Raw genomic sequence first — 12,650 nt, 5'->3', positions numbered from 1 at the left:
GGTGCTGCCCCTCGCTGTTCGGATGCGGCGGATAGGTGACGGACTGCGGGACGGTCGCGGCGGCCGGCCGGGTCACGCGCGCCAGTACGGGTCGTAGCCGCTGGTCAGCTTCTGCTTGTTGTGTCGCCACCTGGGCTCGTGGTTCACCATGTCGTTGGTCAGGCCGCGCAGCCGGCGGATGACCGCCCCGTACGGCCTGATCACCATCGACGACAGGGCGCCGCCCGGCGGTTCGTCCATGAACGGCATGAAGGCGTCGGGGAAGCCCGGCATGGTGCAGCCGATGCAGATGCCGCCGACGTTGGGGCAGCCGCCGAGGCCGCCCATCCAGCCGCGCTTGGGCACGTTGCAGTTGACGACCGGGCCCCAGCAGCCGATCTTCACCTGGCACTTGGGGGAGTTGTAGTCCTTGGAGAAGTCGGCCTGCTCGTAGTAGGCGGCCCGGTCGCAGCCCTCGTGCACGGTCTTGCCGAACAGCCACTGCGGTCGCAGCATGTGGTCCAGCGGCGGCGGGGGAGCGGCACCGGCCGCGTGCTGGAGCGTCCAGATCAGGGTCTCCATGAAGTTCTCCGGCTGGATCGGACAGCCGGGCACGTTGACGATCGGCAGTCCCGACAGTGCCGTGAAGTCCCAGCCCAGGTAGTCCGCGAGGCCCATGCAGCCGGTCGGGTTGCCGGCCATGGCGTGGATGCCGCCGAACGTCGCACAGGTACCGGCGGCGACCACCGCCCAGGCCTTCGGCGCCAGTTGGTCGATCCACCAGTTCAGCGTCTGCGGCTCACCGGTGTCCGGGTCGTTGCCGAACGAGGTCCAGTAGCCGTCGCCCTCGATGATGTTCTGGTTGGGGATCGAGCCCTCGATGACGAGGATGAACGGTGCCAGTTCGCCGCGGGCCGCCGCCCGGTACGGGGCCAGGAAGTCCTCCCCGCCCAGGCTGGGCGAGAGGACCTTGTTGACGAGGTTCACCTTCGGCAGACCCGGGATCAGCCCGAGCACCACGTCCTCGATGGACGGCTGTCCCGCCGCGGTCAGCGACACGGTGTCGCCGTCGCAGCTCATCCCCTCCGAGATCCACAGGATCGTGATCTCGTCGAAGCCCTCCCGCGCCTCGGCCCTGCTGGGCTCACCACGCACTTCGGTCGTACCGCTCTGTGTGGTCATGTGTGCGGCCTCCGTTGCAGCCGGTTGCGGAATGGATTGCGGGCCGCGGCCGAGGGGGCCGCGAGGGTCGGTCCGGGGGGTTCTCCGGGGGCGGCCGTCCGGTGGCCGCCCGCCGGTGTCTCACGTGCGGGCATCGGACCGGCCCCTCTCCGGCCGGTCGGCGGGCCGCGCGGGCCGTGGGGCCTGCGGCCGGGGCGGCCCGGGAGGGTGCGGTGCGCCGGCGGTGCCGAGCGGCTCCAGCTCCTCGGGCCGGAAGTAGTGGAACCGGCCGTACCAGCCGTGCAGTTCGGCGGCGGGATCGTCGTCCACGGTGACGGCCAGGTGGACGCTGCCGTCCACGTCGTGGAAGACGGCGGCGACCTGCGCGGTCCGCCCCTCCAGGAACATGTCCTGTGCGTCGGCGCCCCGCCCGCGCGGGCGCAGCCGCACCCGGCTGCCGCCGCCCACCAGCACCCCGCCCACCGGCACGGTGTCCGTCGTCGGGGACAGTCCGTCGTCACCGTGCTCCTGCCACCAGGCGGGCCGCCCGGAGTCCGGTGCCTGCGCGGGGGCCATGGAGCGGATGGTGCCGTGCAGCCGGGCGAAGACCTCCTGGGGCATGGTCTCCACGCGGTCCACGATCCGGGCGGCCCGTGGGTCGGTGGCCCGGGCCTCGGCCTTCTCCTCGTCGGTCAGCAGCATCGTGCGCAGCGTGAGGATCTCGTCGATCTCCGCCGCGTCGTGCAGGTCGCCCGGGCTCTCGGGCGCCACCTGCGGATGGTCGGGGAGGATGATCGGCGCGGACAGCAGGAACGCGCTCGTCGCCCCGTCACCGTCCGCCGACCCCGGCGGCGCGCCGCCGAGCACGGGGAACGTGAAGGCGTTCCGGCAGCCGGCCACGTGCTCCGCGAGCGCGGCGGGCGGATCGATCAGCGACACGAACTCCACCGCCTCCCCGGCGAGGAGCGTGTGGGTGGCGAGCAGCGCCTGCCCCAGCACCGCACCCCGCAGGGCCTGCGGATCCGTGGCCTCGCCGGTGTTCTCGGTGCGCACCCGCAGCCGGTACAGACCCGGCCCGAGCGGTTCGGCCGCGACCGTCGTCGCGGCCCGCACCTCCCGGCGCCGCCGCACCGTGCGTCCGGCTCCCGACGGCAACGGCTCGTACTCCGCCCCGGCCGGCGCGCTCAGGGGCACGGTCCGCCCGCCGCGCAGCAGCTCCGCCAGCGGCAGCACCAGCTCCGTCTCGCGGGGCACCGCCTCCTCGAACGACAGACGGGTCACCCCGTCGGCCGTCCGCAGCGACTCGACCGGGCGGTGCCGCCCGTCGCCGTCGGCGGCCTCCACCTGCTTGTGCTGCATCTGGAGGTAGCGCACCCGCACCCGTAGGGCCGCGGCGTCGCCGTGGACCCGCAGCAGGCACTCGGTCTGCTGGTACCACGAGTCGGCGGAGCCGGAGATCCCCGGCGTGACCGGTCCGTCCCGCTCCACCCAGTTGCGGGGCAGCAGCACCCCGAACTGCCAGCGGACCCGGTTCTTCGCCGAGGACCGGCGATAGGGATAGAGCAGATAGCCCTCGTAGAGCACGGCGTCCGCCACGGCACTCAGCTGTTCACAGCTCTCGCCGATCCTGTTGGCCATGCCCTCTCCTCACCGGAGCGTCCGCGGTTCTTCCCCCACGGTCACACCCGGCGCGCCGGTCCGCCCCTCAGGCGCACCGCCATTGCGCCGGACAGGGGAGGACACGCGTCGTGACCGCCGTACGGCGGCGGGTGAGCGGAACTCCGCCGGCGCGGCAGGGCGCGGCACGGACGGAGGGCTGGTTCAGCGGAGCAGCAGATAGTGGGTGACGAGGGACTGTGCCCGGTCCGCGCCGACGCCCAGGGCCCTGCCGAGGGCCTCCCACCGCCGGTCGGGGTCCTCCTCGATCACGCAGGCCGCCTCCCGGCCGGCGCGCCGGGTCAGCCGGTCCAGCGCGGCGACGGCCCGCAGGGCGGCGGCCGGCGCGTCCTCGGCCAGCGCGAACAGCCTGTCCTCCACGGCGCCGAGCAGCTGGGCCAGCTCCTGGGGCAGCGGCACGGTCTGCCGCTCGACCGCGCGGATGTGCTCGCTCCAGTCCCGGCGCGCACGTGAGACGTCCAGGTCCTCCAGACCGTCCTCGGCCAGTTCCTCCCACGGGACGGGCACGCTGGGGCCGCGCCAGCCGCAGCTGCACGAGGCCCGCACCGCCGCCGCCTTCGGCCGGGTCATGCCGCCGTCGTACGCCCACCACTCGCTGGTCGCGTACATCTCGGCGCCGCTGCCGATGTCGAAACAGGCGGGCTTCGGTTCGCTGCCGTCGGCCAGGACGGCACCCACGATGCCCTCGTGCGACTCCCCGAACTCCTCGGTCGTCCACCCCACGGCCGTCTCCCTCCCCTCGCCGGGCTACGTCCTGCCCATCATCGGTGACACCATGCCCCGCCGGGCCGCGGACGGGAAAAAGGGGCCGAAAGGGGGCCGTACACGGGCCGGGACGGCGGACGTCACCTCCCGTGCGGCGTTCCGGGCAGCCGCTCCGGCGCGACCGGCGCCGCGTCGTCGCCGAGGTCACCGCGCACATGCCGGACGAGGTCCCGGCGCAGGGCCGCCACCAGCGCCGCCGGCGGCCGGCATGGGCCTCGGCACGGGCGGCCAGGCCGAGGAACCGGCCGCGCCGGTCACGGGCCTCGATGAACCCGTCCGTGTACAGCAGCAGGCGGTCGCCCGGGCCGAACGGCACGGTCTGCGCGTCCGGCGCGACGTCCAGCGGGTCACCGAGACCCGGCGGAGCGCCGGGCCGGCCGGGGAGCAGAGCGCGGACCCGGCCGGCGCGCACGAGCAACGGCTCGGGGTGGCCGCAGTGCACGACGCGGGCGACGGCCGCAACGGGCGGGAATCCGATGCCGGCCGGTGCCGGTGCGTCAGAGGCCCTCGCCGAGCGCGGCGATCGCTGCGGGCCCGTGTCCTGCGGCCGTCAACGGGGCCCGGATGTCGGCCTCCAGGTCGGGGAGGAAGCCGAACAGCACGTCGGCGGGTCCGTCCACCCGCACCTGGCCGAGCGCGGCCGGCAGCAGCAGTGTCCGCGCCCGGCCGAGCCGCCCGGTCCGGTCACCGGAGGTGACGGTCACCGGGGCGCCCGCGTTGCTGAGGATCTGCGCCGTGGAGAACGTCCGGCTGACCGGCGCCGCCGTGCCCGCGGTCCACCGCTCCAGCGCGAAGTACGGCCCCGCGCACAGCACCGTGCGCACGACCGCGTCATCGACCGTGACGCTCAGCCCGGGCTGGAACTCCGGCCGCGGCCCGGGCCGCCACTCGTCGAGCAGCCGCGCGATGTTCGCCTCGCGTTCCCGCTCGCCCAGCGGCGCCCCGTCCTCCATCCGCCAGGGCATGGCGTGCTGCTGGATGTCGGAGGTCTGCTCGATCTCGTAGACCAGGGTGTCCGGCCCGAAACTGTGCAGGGTCCCGCCCGGTACGTAGACGGTCTGCCCGGCGCGCACCGGCAGACGGCGCATGACCGCGTCGAAGTCCTGCGCGAGCAGCGCCCGGCGCAGCCGTTCCCGGCCGACCCCGGGCCGGACCCCGACCAGGGCGGTGGCCCCGGGCGCCGCGTCCAGGACGTGCCACGCCTCCGTCTTGCCGTTCGGCTCCCCCTCCAGGCGGCGGGCCGTCTCGTCGTCGGCGTGCAGATGCACCGGCAGCGGTCGCCTGCCGTCGATGAACTTCGTCAGGAGCGGGAAGCGCGGCCCGTGCGGGCGGTCGCCCAGCAGGCCGCCGGGGTCCTGTGCCATCAGCTCGCGCAGGGTCCGGCCGCGCAGCGGCCCCTCGGTGACGGCCGCACCCTCCCCGTCGACATCGCTGACCTCCCAGGTCTCGGCGACCGGGCCGGACGGCAGCCCGGAGCGGCCCAGCCGGTCGGCGAGGGCACGGCCGCCGAAGACGTGCTGCTTGACGGGCGTGGTCAGGGGCAGCGGATACCAGTGCGCCGGCCCCGCCATGTCAGCCGGCCGGGTTGTCGACCCGCATCCGGACCTGTTCCTCCAGTCGTTGCAGACTGCCGTCCAGGGCCTCGTACACGGCCTGCTCGCCCGGGTCGTGGCCCCCGGCGAAGAAGGACAGGTGCACGGTGACCTCGCTTGCACCGCTGCCGATGCCCGCCACCTGGAGCCAGCCGGTGTAGCTGCCCTGTCCGCGGGTGCCCCACTCCAGACGCATCTGGTCCGGCTGGGACCGCAGCAGGGCGGGAGTGTCCTGTCCGGTGCCGTCCTCGTGCACGGTCACGGCCGGCGGGTCCCCGGCATCCACGTGGAGGCGTTCCGGGAGCCAGGCGTCGAGCTGGGCGACGTTCGCGGCCTGGTCGAAGACGTGCTCGGGCTGCGCGGGCATCGTGCGGGAACGTTCGTACTCGGCCATCGTGGTACAGCTCCTCCGGTTCGGAAGTCGTACCCGGACCGCGTGCCCCGTCCACGCCGGCCGAAAAGCCCCGGCCGCGCCACGGCCTGCGGGTCGCGCCACGGCGTGCCGTCACCGGCCCATGACGGTCACAGACCCATGGCGATGGCCGTGCGGGTCAGCTGGGCCGTGTTGGTGATGTCGAGCTTGGCCCGGATGCGGCGCAGGTAGGCGTCGACGGTGTGGGTGGAGAGCCCCATGTGGCGGGCCGTTTGCAGGTAGGTGCGGCCGGCGGCGATGTGCCGGAGCGTCTCCCGCTCCCGCGGAGCCAGCGTGGGGGCGGGGGCTTCGGTGGGCGACGGGGCGAGAGTGGCGCTCATGGTGGTTCCTCCGGCAGAACGGCGGGGGGTTCCGATTAGGGCGTTTTGCCCTTGTTCCACCAGATTGGTTGCCGGACTTCATCGGGGTGTCCGCCGACTGTCACAGGCGTGTCACAGGGGTCCGGGCGTGGGTGGGAACCACTTGGGCGGGCGGCCCCCGCCGGCCGGCGGGGGCCTCAGGCCACGGCCGCCCGCGCCGTCCGCTCCACCAGAGACACCCCGTCGCTCATGGACGCGCTGCCGTCCGTCAGGACCGCGACGAGACACCGGTGGCCCCCGACGGTGACCTCGCCGACGCTGTTGACGTCCCACCGGCCGGTCGTGGTGCGCTCCAGCCAGCCGTTCTTCAGGATCCGCCCGGCGCCCTCGGCCCCGGCCGCGGAGACGCCCCAGGACTGCTCGGGCAGGACCTGGCTCATCAGGGTGCGGACGTAGGCGCGGGAGTCCGCGTCCAGCGCGGTGGGTGCCGGGCCGCCCGCGTCGAAGATGTTCCGCAGCAGTCGTACCTGGTCGCTCGCGGTCGTCCGGGTCAGCCCCCACCTGACTCCGGGCCCGCCCGTCGTGGCGGTGAGCCCCAGCCGCCTGTTGGCCGCCGCCAGCCCGGAGGCCCGGCCGATCTGCCGCCACAGCGTGCCGGCCGCCGCGTTGTCGCTGCGCCGGATCATCGGCTCGGCCAGTGCCCGCTCCCGCGCGGTGAGCTGCCGTCCCGCGTCCTGCGCCTGGAGCAGCAGCGCCGCGAGGATGTCGACCTTGACGATGCTGGCCGTGTCGTACGCCCGGTCCTCGCCGTGGATGACGGGCGTGCGGCCGGTGCCGTCCAGGTCGAGGACGGCGGCCGTGGCGTGCGCCGCGTCCGTGGCGGGGGACGACGCGGCGGCGGCCGTCGCCGGCTGGAGGAGGCCGGCGGACAGGAGGGCCGCCGCCGAGGCCAGGAGGGCGCCGGTGCGGACACGTGCGGTGGGGGAGAGGAGGGACGGCATGGGTCACGAACGTAGCCATCCCGCGCGTCCGGCGACGTGGCAGCCGTCACTCCCGGGCCCTTTCGCGCCGGATTGTGAGAAGAGCCACCGACGCGCGCATCATGCCGTTCGGTCACCTCCCGGCGGCGTGTACGCGCGCCCGGGCGGCCCTCGCGCGGCGTGTACGCGCATCTGAGCGGCCTCGCTCGCCTATCGTCGGCCGGACACCGACATCCGGAGCGATCATGGAAAAAACGGATGAAATGGTTGTCGTGACGGAACGTCCGGCGGTCGTATCCGCCGGCCCGCCCGTGCGCCGCGTCCGGCCCCGGCCGCCCGGCGCCGCCGTCCTCGCGCTCGCCGCCGGCGCCGCGGCCGTACTCCTGGCGGCGGGCACGCGGTGGCTGGACCAGCCGGCCGTCCAGGCCTGGCGCACCGTCTGCCTGGCCATCACCGTCCAGGCGCTGCCGTTCCTGCTCCTCGGCACCGCCCTGTCCGGCGCGATCAACGCCTTCGTCCCGGCCGAGCTGTTCACCCGGGTGCTGCCGAGGCGGGCGGCTCTCGCCGTACCGGTCGCCGGTGTCGCCGGCGCGGTCCTGCCGGGCTGCGAGTGCGCCTCCGTGCCCGTCGCGAGCAGCCTGATCCGCCGGGGCGTCACCCCGGCCGCCGCCTTCGCCTTCCTGCTCTCCGCGCCGGCGATCAACCCCGTCGTCCTCACGGCCACCGCCGTCGCCTTCCCCGGCAACCCGGCGATGGTCGCCGCCCGGCTGCTGGCCTCCCTCGCCACGGCGGCCGTGATGGGCTGGCTGTGGCTCTGGCTCGGCAAGGAGGAGTGGCTGCGGCCCCTCCTGCGCCCCGGGCACACCGGTCACCGGGACGGACACAGCCGCTGGACGGAGTTCCGGCTCGGCTTCCAGCACGACTTCCTGCACGCGGGCGGCTTCCTGGTGCTCGGCGCCATGGCCGCCGCCACCTTCAACGTCGCCGTGCCCCGCGCCGTCCTCGACGCCTTCTCCGGCACCCCCTGGTCGGCGGTGCTCTTCCTGGCAGCCCTCGCCGTGCTGCTGGCCGTCTGCTCGGAGGCCGACGCGTTCGTCGCCGCCTCCCTCACCGGCTTCCCGCCCACCGCCCGGCTCGCGTTCCTGGTGGTCGGCCCGATGGTCGACCTGAAGCTGATCGCCCTCCAGGCGGGCACCTTCGGCCGGGCCTTCGCCTGGCGGTTCTCCGCGGCGACCACCGTCGTCGCCGTCGTCCTGAGCGTCCTGACCGGAGGCGCGCTGCTGTGAGACGCCATGTCCCTGTGGGACGCCATGTCCAGACCCTGCTCCTGAGCCTGACCGGCGCGGGCCTCCTGCACACGGCCCTGCTCACCGACACCTACCTGCGGTACGTCAGGGCCGGACTGCGCCCCATGCTGATCACCTCGGGGGTGGTCCTGCTGCTGCTCGGCCTGGCGGCGGCGGCCACCCGGGGCGGACGCCGGCCCGCATCCCACGACGGCCACGGGCAGGCGCACGGCCACGGACAGCCGCACGGCCACGGACAGGCGCACGGGAACGGCCACAGGCACGCGCAGGGGGGCGGACACGCGCACGACCACACCGCCACCCCCCGCATCGCCTGGCTGCTGTTCCTCCCGGCCCTGAGCCTGCTCTTCTACGCGCCGCCCCCGCTCGGCGCGTACACGGCGGCCCGCGCGAACGGCAAGCCCGTCGCCGTACGGACGGGGTTCGCCCCCCTGCCCGCGACCTCGCCCCTGCCCCTGACCCTCACGGACTTCACCAGGCGCGTCCAGCAGGACCACAGCCACGCCGTCCGCGGCCGCACCGTTCGGCTGACGGGCTTCGTCACCCCGGCCGGCGAGGACGACGGCTGGTACCTGACCCGCATCGTCTTCTCGTGCTGCGCGGCCGACTCGCAGACCGTCAAGGTGCGCGTGTACGGCACCGAGGCGCCCCCCGCCGACACCTGGCTCGAGGTGACCGGCACCTGGCACCCGCGGGGCACCCTCGGCACGAGGACCGCCGAGGCGGCCCTCGACGTCATGGACGTCCACCCCGTCGCCCAGCCCGTGAACGCCTACACCGACGACCTGCCGCTCACGCCCTCCTAGGCGCCGCCGCACCCGCCGGCCGTACGGCTTCCCCGGCCGCGGACGCGCCCCGGTCCGGGCCGGGGTGCACGATGGTGTCGTGAGGTTCGGCGGCCCGGGTCCGCGAGACCGCGCGCCAGGAGGCGGTGACGATGACACAGACACCTCCCACGACGGTCACCCAGGTGCGGCTGTGGCGATGGCGGCGCAACCCGCTCCGGCGGCACAGCGATGTCGTCGAGGCCTGGATCGTCCTCGCCACCTGGGTGCTCGTGCTGGTTGCCGGCGTCCTCGCGGGCCTGGCGGCGGCCCAGACGTCCGAGTCGGTGTTCGCGGCGCGGCAGGCCCGGCTGCACGCCGTGTCCGCCGTGCTCACCGACGACGTGGCCGGGACCCCGGCGGCCGGCACCGGATACGACGACGGACGCGTGTGGACCGCGGTGCGCTGGACCGATCCGGACGGCTCGGTGCACACCGACCGGACGAAGGTCCTTCCGGGGCACCCTGCCGGGTCCCGTGTCACGGTGTGGACGAATCATGCGGACCGGATCGTGTCCGCGCCCGTCACCGGCGCGGGGGCCGACCTCCAGGCGGCCCTCACCGGAGCCCTCCTCGCCCCGTCGGCCGGGGCGGCCGTCTGGGGCGTGGGCTGGGTGATCCGGAACCGCCTCATCCGGCGGCGCATGGCGGAGTGGGACGAGGAGTGGAAGCAGATAGGCCCCCGGTGGGGGAACCTCAGCGGAGGCAGGGGCTGACCGACCGGGCTCCGGCCCGGACACCACGGAGCCTCGGCGTGCCGTGTTTCCGGGTGCGGGGGCCAGTCCGGGTGCTTGAGGCCGCGCGGCGGGGTTACCCGGGTCGTATGGCAAAGCTGCATGTCCCCTGGCGACACGACCGGCAGTCCGGAGACCGGACTCCCGAGGCGCGGATTCCGGCGCCCGAGGAGGCCGGCCCCGGCGAGGACGTCGAACGGCGGGCGCCGGACAATCCCGCGAAGCTTCCCCGGGGGGCCTGGGCCGCGGTGTTCAAGGGTGCTCTGCGCGAATTCCGCGACGACGAGCTGACCGACCGGGCGGCGGCGCTCACCTACTACGCGGTCCTGTCCCTGTTCCCGGCGCTGCTCGTGCTGGTCTCGCTGCTGGCCGTCGCCGGCAGGTCCGTCACGGACAAGGTGCTGGCCAACCTGAAGAACCTCACCCCCGGCCCCGCCCGGGACATCATCACCCAGGCCGTGCGGCAGTTGCAGAACGGCTCCGGCACCGGTTCGCTCGTGGCCGTGCTCGGCATCGTGCTGGCCGTGTGGTCGGCGTCCGGCTACGTGGCCGCCTTCATCCGCTCCGCCAACGCCGTCTACGACATGCCCGAGGGCCGTCCGGTCTGGAAGATCCTCCCGGTCCGTGTCGGCGTCACCGTCGTGCTGATGGTGCTCGCCGTGGCCAGCTCCCTCATCGTGGTCTTCACCGGCGGCCTGGCCCGCCGCGCCGGCCAGACCCTCGGGATCGGCGACACGGCCCTGACGGTCTGGACGATCGCGAAGTGGCCGGTGCTGGTCCTGCTCGTCACCGTGATGATCGCCATCCTGTACTGGGCGACCCCCAACGCCAAGGTCAAGGGCTTCAAGTGGCTCACCCCGGGCAGCGTCCTCGCCCTGCTGATCTGGATGGTCGTCTCCGCCGGTTTCGCGTTCTACGTCGCCAACTTCGCGTCGTACAACAAGACCTACGGCACCATGGCCGGCGTCATCGTCTTCCTGGTCTGGCTGTGGCTCACCAACCTGGCGATCCTGCTCGGCCTGGAGTTCGACGCGGAGACCGTACGGCAGCGGGCCATCGCGGGCGGCCACCCGCCGCAGGCCGAGCCCTACACCCAGCCCCGCGACACCCGCAAGTGGGACGAGGAGGACGTACGCCGCCTCGACGAGACCTGAGAGGTATCTCCTGACGGTGCCCGTGGCCCCGCCGAGTTCCCCGTCTCCGTACACTGACGGACATGGCATGCCGCATCAGTGAGCTGGTCGTCGAAGCCGCCGACCCGGAGAGGCTCGCCCTGTTCTGGAGCGGGGTCCTCGGCTACGTCGAACTCGGCCGGGAGGACGACGGAAGCATCGAGATCGGGCCGCCCGGCGCCGGTTTCGGCGGCCCGCAGCCCACCCTTGTGCTCAGCCCCAGCAGCGAGCCGCGGGCCGGGAAGCTGCGGCTGCACATCGACGTCAGCGCCACCGACCGCGACCAGGACGCCGAGCTGGAGCGGCTGCTCGCTCTCGGCGCCCGGCCCGCCGACGTCGGCCAGACCGGCACCGAGAGCTGGCACGTCCTCGCCGACCCCGAGGGCAACGAGTTCTGTCTCCTGAGCACCCGGCTCCAGCCGGTGTGACGCCTGGCGCCGAGCCGCCGGTCCGGGGTCAGTCCGTGTGCAGCGCGGTGCGCAGGGTGCGGACGGCCAGGTCGATGGCGGCCGTGGCGGCGTGGGTGCCGCGCAGGGCGTTGAGCATGACGAAGTCGTGGATGATGCCCTGGAAGCGCACGGCGGTGACCGCGACCCCGGCCTCGCGCAGCTTGTCGGCGTACGCCTCGCCCTCGTCGCGCAGCACGTCGGCCTCGCCGGTGATGACCAGGGCCGGGGGCAGGCCGGTGAGCTGCTCGGTGGTGGCGCGCAGCGGGGAGGCGGTGATCCGGGCGCGTTCGGCGGCGTCGGTCGTGTACTGGTCCCAGAACCACTGCATGCCGTCGCGGCGCAGGAAGTAGCCGCTGGCGAACTGGTGGTAGGACGGCGTGTCGAAGCCGGCGTCGGTGACGGGGTAGAACAGCACCTGCTGGACCAGGGGCACGCCGCCGCGTTCCTTGGCCATCAGGGTCAGGGCCGCGGCCATGTTGCCGCCGACGGAGTCACCGGCGACCGCGATGCGGGCCGCGTCCAGGCCGTGGTCGGCGCCCTGCTCCACGATCCACCGGGCGACGGTGAAGTTCTGCTCGATGGCGACGGGGTAACGGGCCTCGGGGGAGAGGTCGTACTCGGGGAAGACGACGGCGGCCCGTGCGCCGACGGCGAGTTCGCGTACCAGGCGGTCGTGGGTGTGGGCGTTGCCGAACACCCAGCCGGCGCCGTGGATGTAGAGGATGACCGGCAGGGTGCCGGTGACGCCGGCGGGCCTGACGACGCGGGTGCGGACACTGCCCGTGGGGCCGCCCGGAACGGTGATCCACTCCTCGTCGGCCGGGGGCTTGTCGACGGCGCCGGACTGCACCTCGTCGACCGCCTTGCGGCCCTCCGCCGGCGGCAGGTCGAACAGGTACGGCGGCTGGGCGGTCGCCGCCACGAAGTCGGCTGCGGCGGGTTCCAGTACCGGCTTCACCGGCGTCACGGCATCGGACATCGACGTTCTCCTCGGTTCGGGGGTGCCTCGCCACCGTAAGAACGGCGGGCGCGGGACGGTTGCCCGTCAGCGCACCGCCGGTGTAGCCACAGTGCACGGATTCGGGCGCCGGCGCATGCGGGAGGCCGTGGGGCGTGGAGGGGCTGCCCGGCGGCCGGGTCCGTATCCTCGGCCGGGAGACTCGGATCGGGCCGGGCGGCGGCGGAGCCGGTCCGGCAGACGCCGAAGCCGGTGTTCCGTGGAGCCCGGACGTGGCCGGACGGCCCCGTTCGCGCCGGCTCGGCGCGGACCGCCGCCCG

Annotated in this window: 13 protein-coding genes and 1 pseudogene; 5 read left to right on the top strand and 9 right to left on the bottom strand. The window is 74.1% G+C overall.

Annotated features, from left to right (window positions below):
* Positions 1-72: 72 nt before the first annotated feature.
* The 8 genes and pseudogenes from ABZ117_RS28995 to ABZ117_RS28960 form a co-directional block, all read right to left on the bottom strand.
* Positions 73-1,161, bottom strand: a complete 1,089-nt coding sequence (locus ABZ117_RS28995) for a hydrogenase expression protein HypE (RefSeq protein WP_356824786.1) — start codon at positions 1,159-1,161, stop codon at positions 73-75.
* A 120-nt stretch (positions 1,162-1,281) separates the two neighbouring features.
* On the bottom strand, positions 1,282-2,778 hold the full coding sequence (locus ABZ117_RS28990) for a hypothetical protein (protein WP_356824784.1): 1,497 nt from the start codon (positions 2,776-2,778) through the stop codon (positions 1,282-1,284).
* A 183-nt stretch (positions 2,779-2,961) separates the two neighbouring features.
* On the bottom strand, positions 2,962-3,540 hold the full coding sequence (locus tag ABZ117_RS28985) for a hypothetical protein (protein ID WP_356824782.1): 579 nt from the start codon (positions 3,538-3,540) through the stop codon (positions 2,962-2,964).
* A gap of 301 nt (positions 3,541-3,841) precedes the next feature.
* Positions 3,842-3,994 (bottom strand): annotated as a pseudogene (locus ABZ117_RS28980) (SpoIIE family protein phosphatase); the annotation flags it as partial.
* Between the two features lie 85 nt (positions 3,995-4,079).
* Positions 4,080-5,153 carry a type I phosphomannose isomerase catalytic subunit gene (locus ABZ117_RS28975; RefSeq protein WP_356824780.1) on the bottom strand — a complete coding sequence of 358 codons (1,074 nt, stop codon included), beginning with the start codon at positions 5,151-5,153 and terminating at the stop codon, positions 4,080-4,082.
* Position 5,154: 1 nt separating this feature from the next.
* Positions 5,155-5,568, bottom strand: coding sequence for an SRPBCC family protein (locus ABZ117_RS28970; RefSeq protein WP_356824778.1), 414 nt, complete (start codon positions 5,566-5,568; stop codon positions 5,155-5,157).
* A gap of 128 nt (positions 5,569-5,696) precedes the next feature.
* A complete protein-coding gene (locus ABZ117_RS28965) occupies positions 5,697-5,927 on the bottom strand; it encodes a helix-turn-helix transcriptional regulator (RefSeq protein WP_356824776.1) in 231 nt (76 codons plus the stop codon).
* A 176-nt stretch (positions 5,928-6,103) separates the two neighbouring features.
* Positions 6,104-6,907: a serine hydrolase gene (locus ABZ117_RS28960; protein ID WP_356824774.1), complete on the bottom strand. Its 804-nt coding sequence runs from the start codon at positions 6,905-6,907 to the stop codon at positions 6,104-6,106.
* A gap of 242 nt (positions 6,908-7,149) precedes the next feature.
* Here ABZ117_RS28960 and ABZ117_RS28955 point away from each other — a divergent pair, with 242 nt between their 5' ends.
* The 5 genes from ABZ117_RS28955 (at position 7,150) to ABZ117_RS28935 (ending at position 11,351) form a co-directional block, all read left to right on the top strand.
* The gene (locus tag ABZ117_RS28955; RefSeq protein WP_356824772.1) at positions 7,150-8,172 is read left to right on the top strand and encodes a permease; all 1,023 of its coding nucleotides are present in this window, start codon (positions 7,150-7,152) and stop codon (positions 8,170-8,172) included.
* Positions 8,173-8,186: 14 nt separating this feature from the next.
* On the top strand, positions 8,187-8,999 hold the full coding sequence (locus tag ABZ117_RS28950) for a TIGR03943 family protein (RefSeq protein WP_356824770.1): 813 nt from the start codon (positions 8,187-8,189) through the stop codon (positions 8,997-8,999).
* 131 nt (positions 9,000-9,130) lie between these two features.
* Positions 9,131-9,733 (top strand): hypothetical protein, encoded by a 603-nt coding sequence (locus tag ABZ117_RS28945; RefSeq protein WP_356824768.1) that lies wholly within the window; start codon positions 9,131-9,133, stop codon positions 9,731-9,733.
* Positions 9,734-9,840: 107 nt separating this feature from the next.
* Positions 9,841-10,905 carry a YihY/virulence factor BrkB family protein gene (locus tag ABZ117_RS28940; protein ID WP_356824766.1) on the top strand — a complete coding sequence of 355 codons (1,065 nt, stop codon included), beginning with the start codon at positions 9,841-9,843 and terminating at the stop codon, positions 10,903-10,905.
* Between the two features lie 62 nt (positions 10,906-10,967).
* Positions 10,968-11,351: a VOC family protein gene (locus ABZ117_RS28935; RefSeq protein WP_356824764.1), complete on the top strand. Its 384-nt coding sequence runs from the start codon at positions 10,968-10,970 to the stop codon at positions 11,349-11,351.
* A gap of 28 nt (positions 11,352-11,379) precedes the next feature.
* Here the strand turns inward: ABZ117_RS28935 and ABZ117_RS28930 are convergent, their stop codons facing one another.
* The gene (locus ABZ117_RS28930) at positions 11,380-12,351 is read right to left on the bottom strand and encodes an alpha/beta hydrolase (RefSeq protein ID WP_356824762.1); all 972 of its coding nucleotides are present in this window, start codon (positions 12,349-12,351) and stop codon (positions 11,380-11,382) included.
* Positions 12,352-12,650: the final 299 nt, after the last annotated feature.

The organism is Streptomyces sp. NPDC006309 (assembly GCF_040613095.1).
Classification (GTDB): Bacteria; Actinomycetota; Actinomycetes; order Streptomycetales; family Streptomycetaceae; genus Streptomyces.
Note: the sequence above shows the minus strand (reverse complement) of the source record. Positions and strands in the feature narration are given on the sequence as shown.